We start from the raw sequence: 16,727 nt of genomic DNA, 5'->3' as shown, positions 1-16,727 counted from the left end.
GCAAAAGAAAACGGCCTTGCGGCCGTTTTCTTTTTGCTCAGGCAGTGTTCAAGAGGTCAAAAGTTCAGGGAACGCTTGTCCACCGCGAGGGCGGCTTCCTTGACCGCCTCGGACAGCGACGGGTGCGCATGGCAGATGCGGGCGATGTCTTCCGACGCCGCGCGGAACTCCATGGCCACCACGCATTCCGAGATCAGTTCGGAGGCCTGCGGGCCGATGATGTGCACGCCCAGGATCTCGTCCGTCTTGGCGTCGGCGATGACCTTGACCATGCCGGTCGTGTCGCCCAGCGCGCGGGCGCGGCCGTTGGCCAGGAACGGGAAGGTGCCGGTCTTGTAGGCGCGGCCTTCGGTCTTGAGCGCCTGCTCGGTCTGGCCCACCCAGGAGATCTCGGGCGAGGTGTAGATGACCGACGGGATCGTGTTGAAGTTGACGTGGCCATGCTGGCCGGCGATACGCTCGGCCACGGCAACGCCCTCTTCCTCGGCCTTGTGCGCCAGCATGGGGCCGCGCACGACGTCGCCGATGGCCCAGACGTTGGGCAGGCCGGTGCGGCAGTCTTCGTCGACCGCCACGAAGCCGCGCTCGTCCAGCTTCAGGCCCACGCCTTCGGCGTTCAGGCCCTGGGTGTTGGGCACCCGGCCGATGGACACGATCAGCTTGTCGACGACCAGCGACTGCTCGGCGCCGGCGGCGTCGGTGTACTTGACCGTGACGGTCTTCGCCGCGGCCTTGACCTCGGCGATCTTCACGCCCAGATTGATCTTCAGGCCCTGCTTGGTCAGGACCTTCAGGGCTTCCTTGGCGATCTGCTCGTCGGCGGCCGGCAGGAAATTGGGCATGGCTTCCAGGATGGTCACGTCCGAACCCAGGCGGCGCCACACGCTGCCCAGCTCCAGGCCGATCACGCCGGCGCCGATCACGCCCAGGCGCTTGGGCACGCCGCCGATGGCCAGCGCGCCGTCGTTGGACAGCACCTGCTTTTCATCGAACGGCAGGTCGGGCAGCGCGCGCGGGCTGGAACCGGTCGCCACGATCACGTGCTTGGCGACGAGCTCTTCCTCGGCCGGGCCGGAAACCTTGATCGACCAGCCGCCGTCGACCTGGCCCGAGAACGCGCCCGTGCCATGGAAGAAGGTGACCTTGTTCTTCTTGAACAGGAACAGGATGCCGTCGTTGTTCTGCTTGACGACGGTGTCCTTGCGGCTGATCAGCTTGCCCAGGTCCAGGCCCAGGCCCTTGACCTCGATGCCATGGTCGGCAAAGTGGTGGCCGGCGTGCTCGTAGTATTCGGACGATTGCAGCAGCGCCTTCGAGGGGATGCAGCCCACGTTGGTGCAGGTGCCGCCGGGGGCGGGACCGCCCTTGGCGTTGCTCCAGGCGTCGATGCAGGCCACCGACATACCCAGTTGTGCGGCGCGGATCGCGGCGATGTACCCGCCAGGACCGGCACCGATGACGACGACGTCGAATTGCTTACTCATTTCATTCTTCCAGTTAGAAGGACCCAACTCCCCCAAGTGCCAACGCGGGTATTGACCCAGGGCACCGCCGATCCGGCTCCGCCGGTCGGCCAGTGCCGCCCCCTGGGGGGCGCGCGTAAGCGCGTAGGGGGGGTTAAATATCTAGCAGCAGGCGCTGCGGGTCTTCCAGGGCTTCCTTCATCGCGACCAGGCCCAGCACGGCTTCGCGGCCGTCGATGATGCGGTGGTCGTAGGACATCGCCAGGTAGTTCATCGGACGGACGACGATCTGGCCGTTTTCCACCACGGCGCGGTCCTTGGTGGCGTGCACGCCCAGGATGGCCGACTGCGGCGGGTTGATGATGGGGGTCGACAGCATCGAGCCGAAGGTGCCGCCGTTCGAGATCGAGAACGTGCCGCCGGTCAGGTCGTCCAGGCTGAGTTTGCCTTCCTTGGCCTTCTGGCCGAATTCGGCGATCTTCTTCTCGATATCGGCCAGGCTGAGCTGGTCGGCGTTGCGCAGGATGGGCACCACCAGGCCGCGCGGGCTGCCGACGGCGATGCCGATGTCGAAGTAGCCGTGGTAGACGATGTCCTTGCCGTCGACCGAGGCGTTGATGACGGGATAGCGCTTGAGCGCGGCCACGGCGGCCTTCACGAAGAAGGACATGAAGCCCAGCTTGACGCCGTGTTCCTTCTCGAACTTGTCCTTGTACTTGGCGCGCAGGTCCATCACGGCCTGCATGTTGACCTCGTTGAACGTGGTCAGGATGGCGTTTTCCGATTGCGACTGCAGCAGGCGCTCGGCCACGCGGGCGCGCAGGCGGCTCATCGGCACGCGCTGCTCGGGACGGCCGTTGACCAGGGTCGCGGCGTCGTTCACGACGGGCGCGGCAGCGGGCTTGGCGGCCGGCGCGGCGGCGGCGCCCAGGGCGTCGCCCTTGGTGATGCGGCCACCGCGGCCCGTGCCTTGCACCGACTCGGGCGAGATGCCCTGCTCGGCCAGCAGCTTGGCGGCGGCGGGCGACGGGATCGAGGTCGCGGGCGCGGCGGCCGGGGCTGCGGCGGGTGCGGCGGCAGGAGCCGGGGCGGCGGCGGCAGGCGCCGGAGCAGCGGCGGCGGGAGCGGCGGCGGCCTTGCCTTCCGTGTCGATCTTGGCGATCACTTCTTCCGAGACGACGGTGCTGCCGTCGGCCTTGACGATCTCGGCCAGCACGCCGTCGGCGGGCGCCGGCACTTCCAGCACGACCTTGTCGGTCTCGATCTCGATCACGATTTCGTCGCGCGAGATGGCTTCGCCCGGCTTCTTCTTCCAGGTCAGCAGGGTGCCTTCCGACACCGATTCAGAAAATTGGGGGACTTTTACGTCGACTATGGCCATGTCAGTTATTCCGCAAGTATGGGGAGTTTCTTCTGGGTCCGGCGCCAGACGGCCGGGAGCCGGGACCGCCTGCAAGCGGCGGTCCCGGACGTAAGGATCACTTGGTCAGCACGACGCCCTTGAGACGGCCGAAGGACTGGTCGAGCAGCGCCTTCAACTGCTCCATGTGCTTGGAGTAGTAGCCGACGGCCGGCGACGCCGAGGCCGGACGGCCGGCATAGGCGAGCTTCTGGCCTTCGTTCATGTTCTCGTACAGGTGATGCTGCACGTAGAACCACGGGCCCTGGTTCTGCGGCTCGTCCTGCACCCAGACCACCTCGGTGGCGTTCGGGTACTTCTTGAGCTCGGCGGTCAGGCTCTTGTGCGGGAACGGATACAGCTGTTCGGCGCGGGCGATGGCCACGTCGTTGGCGCCTCGCTCCTTGCGGGCGTTGACCAGGTCGTAGTAGACCTTGCCCGAGCAGACCAGCAGGCGCTTGACCTTGGAAGCGTCGATGGTCTCGTCGACTTCGCCGATCAGCGTCTGGAACGAACCCTTGCTCAGGTCGGACAGCGGCGAGGTGGCATCCTTGTTGCGCAGCAGCGACTTGGGCGTGAAGATGACCAGCGGCTTGCGGAACTGGCGGATCATCTGGCGGCGCAGCAGGTGGAAGATCTGCGCGGCGGTGGTCGGCTGCACCACTTGCATGTTGGTATCGGCGCACAGTTGCAGGAAGCGCTCGATGCGGCCCGACGAGTGCTCCGGGCCCTGCCCTTCGTAGCCGTGCGGCAGCATCAGCACCAGGCCCGACTGGCGGCCCCACTTGGCTTCGCCCGAGCTGATGAACTGGTCGATCACGACCTGGGCGCCGTTGGCGAAGTCGCCGAACTGGCCTTCCCAGATCACCATCGAATTGGGTTCGGCGGTCGAGTAGCCGTATTCGAAGCCCATGACGGCTTCCTCGGACAGCAGCGAATCGATGACGCGGAACGGCGCCTGCGCCTCGGACACGTTCTGCAGCGGCACGTACACGCCCGAATCCCAGCGCTCGCGCTTCTGGTCGTGCAGCACGGCATGGCGGTGGGTGAAGGTGCCGCGGCCCGAATCCTGCCCGGTCAGCCGCACGGGGTAGCCCGCGGCCACCAGGCTGGCGAAGGCCAGGTGCTCGCCCATGCCCCAGTCCAGGTTCATTTCACCGCGCGCCATGGCACGGCGGTCGGCCAGGACCTTCTCGACGATGGGGTGGACCTTGAAGCCTTCCGGCACCGTGGTGATGCGCTCGCCCAGGCGCTTCAACTCGGCCTGCGGCATCGAGGTGTCGGCGGCGTCCGTCCACTTGCGGCCCAGGAAGGGCGACCAGTCGACGGCGTACTTGTTCTTGTAGTCGGTCAGGACGGGGTCGACCGTATGGCGGCCTTCGTCCATCGCCGAGCGGAAGCGCTTGACGAATTCGTCGCCCTCGTCGGCGCCGATCACGCCCTGCACCGCCAGCTTGTCGGCGTACAGCTTGCGCGTGCCGGGGTGCTGGCCGATGCGCTTGTACATCAGCGGCTGGGTCAGCGCGGGGGTGTCCTGCTCGTTGTGGCCCAGCTTGCGGAAGCAGACGATGTCGACCACGATGTCCTTCTGGAACTCGACGCGGAAGTCCAGGGCCAGGCGGGTGGCGAACACGACGGCTTCGGGATCGTCGCCGTTCACGTGCAGCACCGGCGCCTCGATCATCTTGACCACGTCGGTGCAATACAGCGTGGAGCGGGTGTCGCGCGGATCGGAGGTGGTGAAGCCGATCTGGTTGTTGATGACCAGGTGGACCGTGCCGCCCGTGCCGTAGCCGCGGGTTTGCGCCAGGTTCAGGGTTTCCATCACGACGCCCTGGCCGATGAAGGCGGCGTCGCCGTGGACCAGCACCGGCAGCACCTGCTTGCCGCCTTCCATGCCGCGGCGTTCCTGGCGCGCACGGGCGCTACCTTCGACCACGGGGTTGACGATTTCCAGGTGCGAGGGGTTGAACGCCAGCGACACGTGGACGGGGCCGCCACGGGTCGAGACGTCGCTCGAGAAGCCCTTGTGGTACTTCACGTCGCCGGCAGCCAGGCCGCCGTCGTCGTACTTGCCTTCGAATTCGGCGAACAGGTCCTTGGGCATCTTGCCCAGGGTGTTGACCAGCACGTTCAGGCGGCCGCGGTGGGCCATGCCCAGCACCACTTCCTGGATGCCGACTTCCCCGGCATGCTGGATCAGCTCGTCGATGGCCGCGATGAAGCTTTCGCCGCCTTCCAGCGAGAAGCGCTTCTGGCCGACATACTTGGTGTGCAGGTAGCGCTCCAGGCCCTCGGCCGCGGTCAGGCGGTCCAGCACGTGCTTCTTCTGGTCGGCCGACAGGCTGGGCGTGGCTTGCGTGCTTTCCAGGCGTTGCTGGATCCAGCGCTTGATGACCGGGTCGGACACGTGCATGAACTCGACGCCGATGCTGCGGCAATACGTGTCGCGCAGCGCCTTCACGATCTCGCGCAGCGTCATGTGCTCGGCGGTCGTGAAGTAGGTGTTGGTAGCGGAGTAGACCTTGTCCATGTCGGATTCGGTCAGGCCGTAGAAGCTGGGCTCCAGTTCGGGGATGGCCGGGCGTTCCTGGCGCTGCAGCGGGTCGAGATCGGCCCAGCGCGCACCGAGGTAGCGGTAGGCGGCGATGATGGACTGGACGTGGACTTGCTTGCCCGCGACCGACAGGTCGCTTTCGGCGGTACGCGGCAGGAAGGCATTGGCACGCGCGCGCTGGGCGAAGGATTCGATGACCGGCGCATGGGCCTGGTCGCGGGTGGATTCCTGGCCGTCAACCGCCGGCGTGTGCTGCAACTGGTCGAAGTAATTGCGCCAGTTGTCGGGAACGGAACCCGGATTGTCGAGGTAGGCCTCGTAGAGTTCTTCCACGTACGGCGCATTACCCCCGAACAGATACGAGGTGCTGGATTCTTGGATGCTGGACATGATTTGCGCTTCACCTTGCCGGGTGTTTCACCCGTTCGATGCAGGACGGACCTTCCGCGACACGGCTTGGCCGATTAGCGGATAGCTAGTGCAGAAGGCGGTTGATGGAACCTTTCGGTTGGAAGGAATTAAATCAATAAACCTGTAAAGCATAGCACTTGGGGAATTCCCTTGCTCGGAAAAGCCGAGCCAGTGTGGCGGTTTGGACGACAACCACTGTACTGGATGACCCCGCGCATGTCCTTAAGTTCCGGTGCTGCAACGCAGCGCCCTCCTGCTCCCGATGCGGTGCATGCACCACATCGGGAGACGCCATCACGCCCTCTTCACGCTCACGCCACTTTCTGCTCGGCATGCTCCTCGAACTGCTCGGCCTCGGTCGAGCCGTGCAGCGCCGTGGTGGACGAACGGCCGCCCTCCACCGCCTGGGTCACCGCATCGAAATAGCCGGTGCCGACCTCGCGCTGGTGCTTGACCGCCGTGAAGCCGCGCTCGGCCGCGGCGAACTCCTTCTGCTGGAGGGCCACGAAGGCCGTCATCTGCTCGCGGGCGTAGCCGTAGGCCAGGTCGAACATGCCGTAGTTCAGCGCATGGAAGCCGGCCAGCGTGATGAACTGGAACTTGTAGCCCATGGCGCCCAGCTCGCGCTGGAACCTGGCGATCGTGGCGTCGTCCAGGTTCTTCTTCCAGTTGAACGACGGCGAGCAGTTGTAGGCCAGCAGCTTGCCCGGGTACTGCTTATGGACGGCCTCGGCGAAGCGGCGCGCATAGTCCAGGTTGGGGGTCGAGGTCTCGCACCAGATCAGGTCGGCATAGGCCGCATAGGCCAGCCCGCGGGAAATGGCCTGGTCGATGCCCGCCCGCGTGCGGAAGAAGCCTTCGACGGTCCGATCGCCGGTGATGAACGGGCGGTCATTCTCGTCGACGTCGCTGGTGATCAGGTCGGCCGCGTCGGCATCCGTGCGGGCCAGCAACAGCGTCGGCACGCCCAGCGTATCGGCGGCCAGCCGCGCGGCGACCAGCTTGGAGACGGCCTCGCGCGTGGGCACCAGGACCTTGCCGCCCATGTGGCCGCACTTCTTGACCGAGGCCAGTTGATCCTCGAAATGCACGCCGGCGGCGCCCGCGTCGATCATGGCCTTCATCAGCTCGAAGGCGTTCAGGACGCCGCCGAAGCCCGCCTCGGCATCGGCCACGATGGGGGCGAAATAATCGATGTAGTCCGACGCGCCCGGCCGGCCTCCCTCCATCCACTGGACCTGGTCGCAGCGCTGCAAGGCATTGTTGATGCGGCGCACGACCGACGGGACGGAATTGGCCGGATACAGGGACTGGTCGGGGTACATCTCGCCCGCCAGGTTGGCATCCCCCGCGACCTGCCAGCCCGACAGGTAGATGGCGCGCAGCCCCGCCTTCACCTGCTGCATGGCCTGGTTGCCCGTCATCGCGCCCAGCGAATTGACGAAGGGTTCCTCGTTCAGCATTTTCCAGAGCTTCTCGGCACCCCGGCGCGCCAGGGTGTGCTCGGGTTGCACCGAGCCGCGCAGCGCGACGACCCGTTCGGCGTCGTAGCCCCGGCGTATGCCCTTCCAGCGCGGGTTCTCGCGCCACTCCTGCTCCAGCTTCTCGATTTCGGCGTTGCGTTGGGACATGGATGTCTCCTTCAAGGGTAGTGAACGACGGTTGGAAATCCTGGCGGCCGCGGTGCCGGGTAAGAAACAATCTATAGATATGCTGCAACGCAATCAACGCTTTTAGTCTTCTACAAGAATTATTTTTTATTTAATAAAATCAATAAGTTGAAATTAAAATTCCATGATGAGAAACAAAAAACCGGCTTGTGAAAGCCGGTTTTATTGCGGAGCAACCATTGGGCGAATGCGATTTTGCGATGTGCGGAATCGATCCAAGATACGAGAATTGCCCCCATCGATGGACAAGCATCGGGTATTTAATTAGAATTTTCTAAATTAGTATTTTCTAATATTACGCATCCATGCCTTCATCTCCGGAAGACCAGCGCTTCATGCAGGAAGGAGCCGCCCGGGCCGCGGCGCTGCTGCGCTCGGTGGGCAACGAATCGCGGCTGCTGGTGCTGTGCCTGCTGATCGAACACGGCGAACTCACGGTGGGCCAACTGCTGGCGCAGGTGCCGCTCAGCCAGTCCGCGCTGTCCCAGCACCTGGCCCGGATGCGCGACGAAGGACTGATCTCGTTCCGCAGGACATCCCAGACCCTGCACTACCGCATCGCCAATCCCGACGTGGAACGGCTGATCGCCACGCTCAAGGGAATCTTCTGCCCCTCGCCCAAGGACAGCACGACATGACGCCACGCCTGCTCGAACCCCACGCCGTCTCCACCCTGCTCGACCAGGGTGCCCTGCTGGTCGACATCCGCGATGCCGACGAGCACGCGCGGGAACGCATTCCGGGGGCGCGCCACATTCCGTTCGCCCGGCTGGCGGATGTCGGGCCGCTGGCCGGTTCGGGCACGCTCGTCGTCTTTCACTGCCGGTCCGGCAACCGCACCCGCATGCATGCGCAGGCGCTGGCCGCTCGCGCCCCTGGCGATGCTCGTATCCTGGAAGGCGGACTCGATGCCTGGAAACGCGCCGGCCTGCCCGTCGTGCAGGACCGCTCCCAGCCGCTGGAACTCCAGCGGCAGGTCCAGATCGTTGCCGGCACGCTGGTCACGTTGGGCGTGGTCCTGGGCCTGGCGGTCAGCCCCTGGTTTCACTTGCTGTCGGGGCTGGTGGGCGGCGGCCTGGTTTTCGCCGGCGTGTCCGGCTTCTGCGGCCTGGCCCGCGTTCTGGCCAGGCTGCCGTGGAACCGGCGCGGCCTGGCCGCCTGAGGCCTATTTGGCGCCCAGCGACAGCTTGGGTACGACCCGGGCGTAGATGTCGCGCTCTTCATCCACCACGCGCTGGTACTCGGCCGGCGGCAGATAGGCCGGCGCGACCAGGTCGCGCGTCACGAAATTGCGGAAGGAGTCGGACTGGACGGCCGCGGCGAAAGCCGTGCTCAGTTTCTTCATGACGTCGTCGGGCGTGCCCTTGGGCACGAACAGGCCGAAATCCGCGCGCAGGGACAAGTCCACGCCGGCTTCCTTCAAGGTCGGGATCGCCGCCAGCTCGTCCGTGCGCGTCGCGCCGAACTGCGCCAGCGCCCGCAGGCGGCCGCCCTGGATCTGCGTATTGATCGTTCCCGGCGCGCCCAGGACCAGGTCGACGAAGCCCCCCGATGCCGCCGTTACCGCCGGCGCCAGCCCTCGGTACGGCACGTGGCTGAGCTTGATGCCCGCGGCCTCGGCGAACGCCTCGCCCGCCAGGTGCACGGCGGTGCCGTTGCCCGGGCTGCCGAAGGTCACCTTGCCGGGATTGGCCTTCGCGTAGGCCAGCAGCTCCGGCAACGTCTTGAACGGCGCATCGACGCGGGCCGCCAGCAGATGCGGCGTCACGCTGGCGCGGGCCAGCCCGCGCAGGTCCTCGTAGCGATACGGTGCGTTGCCGACCAGCGGCGCGACCGTGACCACGGCCGGCGCGGCATAAAGAATCGTGTAGCCGTCCGGCCTGGACTTGGCCACGAAGCCCGCGCCGATGGCACCGCCGGCGCCATCCCGGCTCTCGACGACGATCGGCTGCCCCAGCTCGCGCGAGGCCACCTCGGCCAACTGGCGCGCCTGGCCGTCGGTGGCGCCCGGCGCGTAAGGTACGACGATGGTGATCGGCTTCGACGGAAAAGGCTGGGCGCCGGCCGCGCGCAGGCCCGCGACGGCAAGAACGGGAACCAGGCACAGGGCAAGCAACTTCGGAGAACGGGTGAGCGGCATAGCGGGGACTCGTGCGGTAGTTGGGGGGAAATGTGGGCGCGGCTACGCGGCGCCGGCGGCGGCCGCCGCGCGCCTGAGCCGGTGCTCGGCCGCGTCGTTCCAGACCTGCTGGCTGAGGATGCGGCCCGCGCGCAGCTCGAAGCGGTCGATGAAGCGGATGCCGTCGAAGGCTGTGCCGTCGGGCCAGCGGCCATGCAGCGTGCCCAGGCAGTAAACGATGACGCTCCCGTCGTCCGCCGGCATCGCGTCGTAGCGCTCGATATGCTTGCCCACCCACTGATAGCGGCGGGAGGAATTCGCCACGATCCCGGCCACCGACGTGGCCGGATTGCCCCCGGGACCGACGATGCGCGCCCCTTCGTGCAGCCGGGCCTGGGCCCGATCCACCTCGCGCGCTTCCAGCGCGGCCAGGTAATCGCCCACCACGTCGATGGCGGCCTGCATGTCCTGCTGGCGGGGCGTCATTGCGGCCTTCCTTGCGCGCCGGTTGCAGCCGGCTTGCGGGCCACGATCATCTTCCACGGCAGGCGCCAGGCGTGCGGCGGATTCGACAGCGCGCCCGCTTCTTCCGCGAAATCGGCGACTTCGACGCGCTCGAACCCCGCTTCGCGATAGGCCTGCGCGAGATCGATCCGGCTGTGCTCGAGCAGATAGGGTTCGTTGTTGCGCCGCGCATGGCCCGCGTAAAGCATCGCCAGCAGCGGATCGTCCGGCGGCAGGAAATCCAGGTGCGCGACCATCCCGCCCGCCGCCGTCAGGCGGCCCGTCTCGCGGATCAAGGCGCGAACGGCGCCTTCGGGCATCTCGTGCAGCAGCATCGTGGACGTGACCAGGTCGAAGCCTGCGTCCGGCAGCCCGCTGGCCAGCGCATCGGCCTGGGCGAAACTGAGCCGTGACCGCAGCACGGGCGGCGCATCGTGCGCCGCGAGCGATACGCAACTGGCCGACAGGTCGATGCCATGCACGTGGGCGCCGGGCGCCGCCCGGCCGAACGCCACGCTGCTGCGGCCGAATCCACAGCCGAGATCCAGCACCCGCTTGGGGTGGCAGGCGGCGAGCACCGCCTGCGCGAAACGTTCATGCAGCGCCGGCTTGCCGACGACGCCGCCTCCCACCGCGTCCTGGTAGACGAAGGCCGCCAGGGCATCGCCGCCCAGGCCGCCCGGATGCTGGTGGATGTCCCATTCGGCATAGTAGGCGGGCGGCCGCAGGTCCGGATCCAGGCTCAGCAGCCCCGGCGGCAGGGGTTCGTCCAACACCCGGCCCAGCGCATCGCGGCAGGCCTCGACGCCGGCGACCAGGCCGTACGGTCCGGAGTAGCGCATCCGCTGCAGGTGCCGCTCCATCCAGGCGAAGACCTGGTGCGTGGGATGTTCCTCGACCCGGGCGCGGAACCCGGCGGAGGTAGCCCGAGCGGCGTTCCAGGCGGGGATGTCGCGTTCCACCTGATCGAGCAGCGAGGCGAACATTTCGCGGGCCCAATAGCCTCGCGCCGCCGCGACGAAGCGCTGGTAGGCGGCCCGGTCCCGTTCGTCGTCCCTGTCGGCCGGGCCCTGCCTGGTTTCCTTCATAGCGGCCCCCTGGCCGACTGCCGTCCCAGCAGCGGCTCCAGCACATGGGCGGCGAAGGCCGCCGCATCGTCCCGCCGCGCGGCGGCATCGGGCAGGCCCGGGCCCCTCGCCTCCTCCAGGTCGCGCACGCGCTCGCGCAGCATGTGCACCTCGGCGGCCAGCGCCAGCGTCACCCCCATGAGGCGATCGAGCACCGGATCGTTGAAAAAGATCTGCTCTGGCCGCTCCGCGGCCGAGGGGGTAGCCAACGCCATGTCCTGAATCACCATCAACATGCCAATGTGTTGACACATTAATGGATAGACCCTGGCTTTACAACGTATCCATATCTAGGTTTTCCCTAGATTTCCTTTCCTTAACTGTTGACAGTAAAACATCGGAGAATAAAAAACCCGCCTGCAAGCAGGCGGGTTTTCAGGGATGACGCTTACTCACCGGCGGCAAGCCGCCGGCCGAGGAATCAACGCTTGCCCAGGTCCGGCACGTCGCGCGCGGGCGAGCCGGTGAACAGCTGGCGGGGACGGCCGATCTTGTAGTCGGGATCGGAGATCATTTCGTCCCACTGCGCGATCCAGCCCACGGTGCGGGCCAGCGCGAAGATGGCCGTGAACAGCTGGGTCGGGATGCCGATGGCGCGCTGGACGATACCCGAGTAGAAGTCGACGTTCGGGTACAGCTTGCGCTGGACGAAGTAGTCGTCTTCCAGGGCGATCTTTTCCAGGGCCATGGCCAGCTTGAACAGCGGATCGTCCTGCAGGCCCATGGCTTCCAGCACTTCGCGGCAGGTTTCCTGCATCAGCTTGGCGCGGGGGTCGTAGTTCTTGTAGACGCGGTGGCCGAAGCCCATCAGGCGCACGCCCGAATCCTTGTCCTTGACCTTGGCGACGAACTCGCCCAGCTTGTCGACGCCGCCGGCGGCCAGCAGGTCTTCCAGCATCTGCAGCGCCGCTTCGTTGGCGCCGCCGTGGGCCGGGCCCCACAGGCAAGCCACGCCCGCCGCGATGGCCGCGAACGGGTTGGTGCCCGACGAACCGCACAGGCGCACGGTCGAGGTCGAGGCGTTCTGCTCGTGGTCGGCGTGCAGGATGAAGATGCGGTCGAGCGCGCGCTCGATGACCGGGTTCACCTGGTATTCCTCGCACGGCGTGGCGAACATCATGCGCAGGAAGTTGCCGGTGTAGGACAGGTCGTTCTTCGGATAGACGTAGGGCTGGCCGACCGAGTACTTGTAGGCCATGGCGACCAGCGTGGGCATCTTGGCGATCAGGCGGATGGCCGAGATCTCGCGGTGCTTGGGCTGGGTGATGTCGATCGAGTCATGGTAGAACGCCGACAGCGCGCCCACCAGGCCGGTCAGCACGGCCATCGGGTGGGCGTCGCGGCGGAAGCCGCGCAGGAAGAACTGCAGCTGCTCGTTGACCATGGTGTGATGGGTCACGAGATGGTCGAAGTCAGCCTTCTGCTTGGCGTTGGGCAGTTCGCCGTTCAGGATCAGGTAGCTGGTTTCCAGGAAGTCGCACTTGACCGCCAGTTGCTCGATCGGATAGCCGCGGTACAGCAGTTCGCCCTTGTCGCCGTCGATGTAGGTGATGCTGGACGAGCAAGCGGCCGTCGACATGAAACCAGGATCGAGAGTGAACATCCCGGTTTGCGCGTACAGCTTGCGGATATCCACGACCGACGGGCCGATCGTGCCTTCATAAACCGGAAACTCGGCACCCTGGCTCCCATCGGAGAACGTCAGGGTCGCTTTCTTGTCGGACAGTTTCATCGGATGTTCCTCTTCCATCAAAATCAATTCACATGGACTCCGGCCGCTCACACCGAGCGCAGCCGCTTCAGCAAGTCCCGCATGGCTGGCGTAGCAAGGTCTCCCTCGGGTTCCTTGCGAGCCAACAGATAGTCCATCAGCTCGTTGTCGGACAGCTCGAGCAACCGGGTCAACTCCGCCACGTCGGCGTCGGTAAGCCGGGATTCGTACGCGTCCAGGAAACGCGTCAGTATCAGGTCGTTCTCGAGCAGTCCGCGCCGGGCGCGCCAACGCAGGCGCGTCCGGTCATGCAGGGAAAACTCCGGCACCACGGCGTCAGATCGCCCGCCGGGCCATCATTTCCTTGATCTTGCCTATTGCCCGGGTGGGGTTCAGCCCCTTGGGACAGACATCGACGCAGTTCATGATGGTGTGGCAACGGAACAAACGGTATGGATCCTCGAGGTTATCCAAACGTTCCCCGGTCGCTTCGTCGCGGCTGTCCGCGAGGAAGCGGTATGCCTGCAGCAGCCCGGCCGGGCCCACGAACTTGTCGGGGTTCCACCAGAACGACGGGCACGACGTCGAGCAGCAAGCACACAGAATACACTCATACAGGCCGTCCAGCTCTTCGCGGGCCTCGGGCGACTGCAGGCGCTCCTTCTCGGGCGGCGGCGTGTCGTTGATCAGGAACGGCTTGACCGAGTGGTACTGGTTGAAGAAGTGGGTCATGTCCACGATCAGGTCGCGGATGACCGGCAGGCCGGGCAGCGGCTTGAGCACGATGGGCTGCTTCAGGTCGAGCAGGTTGGTCGTGCACGACAGGCCGTTCTTGCCGTTGATGTTCATGGCGTCGGACCCGCACACGCCCTCGCGGCACGAGCGGCGGAAGGACAGGCTGTCGTCGACGTCGTTCTTGATGCGCACCAGCGCGTCAAGCAGCATCTTGTCGTTGGGACCCAGCTCGACCTCGAGCTTCTGCATGTAGGGACGCTGGTCCTTGTCGGGGTCGTAGCGGTAGATCTCGAACTTCACAACACGTTTAGCACTCATCAGAGCACTCCAAAAAAGTTGGGGTCCCCCCCTACGCGCTTCGCGCGCCCCCCAGGGGGCGGCGCTGGCGGACCGGCGGAGCCGGATCCGCGGCGCCCTGGGAAGGGGTGGTCATATCGGTTAGAACGTCCTCGCCTTGGGCGGGAAGCTGTCGACGGTCAGCGGCTTCATCGTCACGGGCTTGTAATCGAGGCGGTTGCCTTCCGCGTACCACAGCGAGTGGCGCAGCCAGTTCTGGTCGTCGCGCTCGGGGAAGTCGCTGTGCGCATGGGCGCCGCGGCTCTCGTTGCGGGCGGCGGCCGACACGATGGTCGCCTTGGCCACTTCGATCAGGTTCTCCAGCTCCAGCGCTTCCACGCGGGCCATGTTGAAGACCTTGGAATGGTCCTGGAAGGCGACGCTCTTGGCGCGCTCGGCCAGTTCCAGGATCTGCCCCACGCCTTCGTCCAGCAGCGTCTGGGTGCGGAACACGCCGCAGTGGCGCTGCATGGAATTGCGGATGTCGTTGGCGACGTTCTGCACGCGCTCGCCCTGCTTGCGGCTTTCCAGCACGTCGACACGGCCCAGCGTGAAGTCCGCGGCGTCGGCCGGCAGGTCCTTGTGGCTGCGGCGCTTGAGATCGGCGCCGACGATGTGGTTGCCGGCCGCGCGGCCGAACACCACCAGGTCGAGCAGCGAGTTCGTGCCCAGGCGGTTGGCGCCGTGTACCGACACGCAGGCGCATTCGCCGATGGCGTACAGGCCGTTGACCACCGTGTTCGGGTTGCCGTCCTTGGGCACGACCACCTGGCCGTGATAGTTGGTCGGAATGCCGCCCATCTGGTAGTGGATGGTCGGCACGACCGGGATCGGTTCCTTGATGGGATCGACGTTCGCGAACTTGATCGCGATCTCGCGGATCGACGGCAGGCGCTTGTTGATCGTATCGGCGCCCAGGTGATCGAGCTTGAGCAGCACGTAGTCGCCGTGGGGGCCCGCACCGCGGCCTTCCTTGATTTCCTGGTCCATCGAGCGCGACACGAAGTCGCGCGGCGCCAGATCCTTCAGCGTCGGGGCATAGCGCTCCATGAAGCGCTCGCCGTCCTTGTTCAGCAGGATACCGCCCTCGCCGCGCACGCCCTCGGTGATCAGCACGCCGGCACCGGCCACGCCGGTGGGGTGGAATTGCCAGAATTCCATGTCTTCCAGCGGCAGGCCCGCGCGCGCCGCCATGCCCAGGCCGTCGCCGGTGTTGATGAAGGCGTTGGTCGAGGCGGCCCAGATGCGGCCCGCGCCGCCCGTGGCCAGCACGGTGGTCTTGGCTTCGAAGATGTAGATCTCGCCGGTTTCCATTTCCAGCGCGGTCACGCCCACCACGTCGCCCTCGGAGTCACGGACGAGGTCCAGCGTCATCCACTCGACGAAGAACTGGGTACGGGCGGCGACGTTGCGCTGGTAGAGCGTATGCAGCAGCGCATGGCCGGTCCGGTCGGCCGCGGCACAGGCGCGCTGCACCGGCTTTTCGCCGAAGTTGGCGGTATGGCCGCCGAACGGACGCTGGTAGATCGTGCCGTTGGGGTTGCGGTCGAACGGCATGCCGAAGTGCTCGAGCTCGTAGACCGCGTTGGTGGCCTCGCGGCACATGAATTCGATGGCGTCCTGGTCGCCCAGCCAATCCGACCCCTTGACGGTGTCGTACATGTGCCAGAACCAGTTGTCCTCGCTCATGTTGCCCAGCGAGGCGCCGATGCCGCCCTGCGCCGCGACGGTGTGCGAGCGGGTCGGGAACACCTTGGAGAAAACGGCGACGCTCAGGCCGGCCTGGGCCAGCTGCAGCGAGCAACGCATGCCGGATCCACCGGCGCCGACGACCACCACATCGAACTGGCGGCGCGGAAGAGAAGATTTAACGGCGGCCACGACTTAGATTCTCCACAGAATTTGAGCGGCATAGACGACGGAGCCGACCAGCCACAGAACGGTCAGGACTTCCAGCGCCAGGCGGATGCCCGTCGGCTTGACGTAGTCCATCCAGATGTCACGCACGCCGATCCAGGCGTGATAGGCAAGCGATATGAAGGCCAGCATGGCCAGCAGCTTGCCCAGGGGGAAGCTGAGCACTTCGAAATTGAACAGGCGCACCCAGTTTTCGTAGGTGAATTCCGGAGTGACCAGCGCGCCGATGCCCAGCACCAGCGTGTAGATGACGAGGATGACGGCGGTGACGCGCTGGAGGACCCAGTCCTTCACGCCGTAGTGCGCGCCGACGACCAGGCGCTTGGGACCGATATTTTGCGGGGCCGACATCAGAATACTCCGAACAGTTTCAAACCGAAGACGACGGTCAGCGCCAGGCTGACGACCAGCACGATGCCCGCGCTACGCTGGGCGGCGTGCTTTTCCAGTCCCTTGTGCAGATCCAGCGCCAGGAACCGGATGCCCGCACAGAAGTGATGCAGGTATGCCCAGATCAGGCCCAGCAGGACGATCTTGACCAAGGGATGCGAAGCGAAATCGTGGAACTGCGCGAAGCCGATCTCAGAAATCAGGCTGCGCTCGAACAGCGGCAGCAGCACCAGCGGCAGCGCCAGGAACAGCGCGAAGCCGGAAATGCGGTGCAGGATCGACACCTTGCCGGCCAGCGGCAGGCGGTAGCGCGCGATCTGCGTGATATTGATATTTCTGAACTGTGGGCGGGGTTTTGCGGCAGAGTCGGACATCACGACCTCGGGTA

General features: G+C 65.9%; 16 protein-coding genes. 2 read left to right on the top strand and 14 right to left on the bottom strand.

Going from position 1 to position 16,727, the window contains the following annotated elements:
* Positions 1 to 56: 56 nt before the first annotated feature.
* The 4 genes from lpdA to aceA all read right to left on the bottom strand — a co-directional run bounded on the left by lpdA (position 57) and on the right by aceA (position 7,461).
* Positions 57 to 1,484: a dihydrolipoyl dehydrogenase gene (gene lpdA, locus EGT29_RS12855; RefSeq protein WP_124689370.1), complete on the bottom strand. Its 1,428-nt coding sequence runs from the start codon at positions 1,482 to 1,484 to the stop codon at positions 57 to 59.
* Between the two features lie 133 nt (positions 1,485 to 1,617).
* On the bottom strand, positions 1,618 to 2,844 hold the full coding sequence (gene odhB, locus EGT29_RS12850) for a 2-oxoglutarate dehydrogenase complex dihydrolipoyllysine-residue succinyltransferase (RefSeq protein ID WP_124689369.1): 1,227 nt from the start codon (positions 2,842 to 2,844) through the stop codon (positions 1,618 to 1,620).
* Positions 2,845 to 2,941: 97 nt separating this feature from the next.
* Positions 2,942 to 5,809, bottom strand: a complete 2,868-nt coding sequence (locus tag EGT29_RS12845; RefSeq protein ID WP_124689368.1) for a 2-oxoglutarate dehydrogenase E1 component — start codon at positions 5,807 to 5,809, stop codon at positions 2,942 to 2,944.
* A gap of 332 nt (positions 5,810 to 6,141) precedes the next feature.
* A complete protein-coding gene (gene aceA, locus EGT29_RS12840) occupies positions 6,142 to 7,461 on the bottom strand; it encodes an isocitrate lyase (protein WP_124689367.1) in 1,320 nt (439 codons plus the stop codon).
* Between the two features lie 344 nt (positions 7,462 to 7,805).
* On the opposite strand from aceA, the gene EGT29_RS12835 reads away from it, so the two are divergent.
* Together EGT29_RS12835 and EGT29_RS12830 are read left to right on the top strand one after the other, a co-directional pair.
* A complete protein-coding gene (locus tag EGT29_RS12835) occupies positions 7,806 to 8,138 on the top strand; it encodes a helix-turn-helix transcriptional regulator (RefSeq protein WP_124689366.1) in 333 nt (110 codons plus the stop codon).
* On the top strand, positions 8,135 to 8,662 hold the full coding sequence (locus EGT29_RS12830) for a rhodanese-like domain-containing protein (RefSeq protein WP_124689365.1): 528 nt from the start codon (positions 8,135 to 8,137) through the stop codon (positions 8,660 to 8,662). The genes EGT29_RS12835 and EGT29_RS12830 overlap by 4 nt, the downstream gene beginning before the upstream one ends.
* A gap of 3 nt (positions 8,663 to 8,665) precedes the next feature.
* On the opposite strand, the gene EGT29_RS12825 is transcribed toward EGT29_RS12830, so the two are convergent.
* From EGT29_RS12825 to sdhC, 10 genes are all read right to left on the bottom strand, one after another.
* Complete coding sequence (locus tag EGT29_RS12825; protein WP_124689364.1) at positions 8,666 to 9,640, bottom strand: tripartite tricarboxylate transporter substrate binding protein; 975 nt, start codon at positions 9,638 to 9,640, stop codon at positions 8,666 to 8,668.
* Positions 9,641 to 9,682: 42 nt separating this feature from the next.
* Positions 9,683 to 10,105: a nuclear transport factor 2 family protein gene (locus EGT29_RS12820; protein ID WP_124689363.1), complete on the bottom strand. Its 423-nt coding sequence runs from the start codon at positions 10,103 to 10,105 to the stop codon at positions 9,683 to 9,685.
* Entirely contained in the window at positions 10,102 to 11,211 is a 1,110-nt protein-coding gene (locus tag EGT29_RS12815) for a class I SAM-dependent methyltransferase (RefSeq protein WP_124689362.1), read from the bottom strand. Before EGT29_RS12815 ends, EGT29_RS12820 begins: the two co-directional genes overlap by 4 nt.
* Positions 11,208 to 11,465: a hypothetical protein gene (locus EGT29_RS12810; RefSeq protein ID WP_124689361.1), complete on the bottom strand. Its 258-nt coding sequence runs from the start codon at positions 11,463 to 11,465 to the stop codon at positions 11,208 to 11,210. The genes EGT29_RS12815 and EGT29_RS12810 overlap by 4 nt, the downstream gene beginning before the upstream one ends.
* Positions 11,466 to 11,671: 206 nt before the next feature.
* A complete protein-coding gene (gene gltA / locus EGT29_RS12805; protein ID WP_124689360.1) occupies positions 11,672 to 12,982 on the bottom strand; it encodes a citrate synthase in 1,311 nt (436 codons plus the stop codon).
* 47 nt (positions 12,983 to 13,029) lie between these two features.
* Entirely contained in the window at positions 13,030 to 13,290 is a 261-nt protein-coding gene (locus tag EGT29_RS12800) for a succinate dehydrogenase assembly factor 2 (RefSeq protein ID WP_192901812.1), read from the bottom strand.
* 7 nt (positions 13,291 to 13,297) lie between these two features.
* Positions 13,298 to 14,014: a succinate dehydrogenase iron-sulfur subunit gene (locus EGT29_RS12795; protein ID WP_124689358.1), complete on the bottom strand. Its 717-nt coding sequence runs from the start codon at positions 14,012 to 14,014 to the stop codon at positions 13,298 to 13,300.
* A gap of 120 nt (positions 14,015 to 14,134) precedes the next feature.
* Positions 14,135 to 15,913 carry a succinate dehydrogenase flavoprotein subunit gene (gene sdhA / locus EGT29_RS12790; protein WP_124689357.1) on the bottom strand — a complete coding sequence of 593 codons (1,779 nt, stop codon included), beginning with the start codon at positions 15,911 to 15,913 and terminating at the stop codon, positions 14,135 to 14,137.
* A 3-nt stretch (positions 15,914 to 15,916) separates the two neighbouring features.
* Positions 15,917 to 16,300: a succinate dehydrogenase, hydrophobic membrane anchor protein gene (gene sdhD, locus EGT29_RS12785; RefSeq protein ID WP_124689356.1), complete on the bottom strand. Its 384-nt coding sequence runs from the start codon at positions 16,298 to 16,300 to the stop codon at positions 15,917 to 15,919.
* A complete protein-coding gene (gene sdhC, locus EGT29_RS12780) occupies positions 16,300 to 16,713 on the bottom strand; it encodes a succinate dehydrogenase, cytochrome b556 subunit (RefSeq protein WP_124689355.1) in 414 nt (137 codons plus the stop codon). The genes sdhD and sdhC overlap by 1 nt, the downstream gene beginning before the upstream one ends.
* Between the last annotated feature and the right edge of the window lie 14 nt (positions 16,714 to 16,727).

It is taken from the genome of Pigmentiphaga sp. H8 (genome assembly GCF_003854895.1).
In the GTDB taxonomy this organism is placed as follows: Bacteria; Pseudomonadota; Gammaproteobacteria; order Burkholderiales; family Burkholderiaceae_B; genus Pigmentiphaga.
This window is presented reverse-complemented; position numbering and strand designations above follow the sequence as displayed.

Excerpts from the sequence above, each read along its gene's own strand:
- lpdA (WP_124689370.1), bottom strand. The coding sequence starts at position 1,484 with ATGAGTAAGCAATTCGACGTCGTCGTCATCGGTGCCGGTCCTGGCGGG.
- odhB (WP_124689369.1), bottom strand. The coding sequence starts at position 2,844 with ATGGCCATAGTCGACGTAAAAGTCCCCCAATTTTCTGAATCGGTGTCG.
- EGT29_RS12845 (WP_124689368.1), bottom strand. The coding sequence starts at position 5,809 with ATGTCCAGCATCCAAGAATCCAGCACCTCGTATCTGTTCGGGGGTAAT.
- aceA (WP_124689367.1), bottom strand. The coding sequence starts at position 7,461 with ATGTCCCAACGCAACGCCGAAATCGAGAAGCTGGAGCAGGAGTGGCGC.
- EGT29_RS12835 (WP_124689366.1), top strand. The coding sequence starts at position 7,806 with ATGCCTTCATCTCCGGAAGACCAGCGCTTCATGCAGGAAGGAGCCGCC.
- EGT29_RS12830 (WP_124689365.1), top strand. The coding sequence starts at position 8,135 with ATGACGCCACGCCTGCTCGAACCCCACGCCGTCTCCACCCTGCTCGAC.
- EGT29_RS12825 (WP_124689364.1), bottom strand. The coding sequence starts at position 9,640 with ATGCCGCTCACCCGTTCTCCGAAGTTGCTTGCCCTGTGCCTGGTTCCC.
- EGT29_RS12820 (WP_124689363.1), bottom strand. The coding sequence starts at position 10,105 with ATGACGCCCCGCCAGCAGGACATGCAGGCCGCCATCGACGTGGTGGGC.
- EGT29_RS12815 (WP_124689362.1), bottom strand. The coding sequence starts at position 11,211 with ATGAAGGAAACCAGGCAGGGCCCGGCCGACAGGGACGACGAACGGGAC.
- EGT29_RS12810 (WP_124689361.1), bottom strand. The coding sequence starts at position 11,465 with ATGGCGTTGGCTACCCCCTCGGCCGCGGAGCGGCCAGAGCAGATCTTT.
- gltA (WP_124689360.1), bottom strand. The coding sequence starts at position 12,982 with ATGAAACTGTCCGACAAGAAAGCGACCCTGACGTTCTCCGATGGGAGC.
- EGT29_RS12795 (WP_124689358.1), bottom strand. The coding sequence starts at position 14,014 with ATGAGTGCTAAACGTGTTGTGAAGTTCGAGATCTACCGCTACGACCCC.
- sdhD (WP_124689356.1), bottom strand. The coding sequence starts at position 16,300 with ATGTCGGCCCCGCAAAATATCGGTCCCAAGCGCCTGGTCGTCGGCGCG.
- sdhC (WP_124689355.1), bottom strand. The coding sequence starts at position 16,713 with ATGTCCGACTCTGCCGCAAAACCCCGCCCACAGTTCAGAAATATCAAT.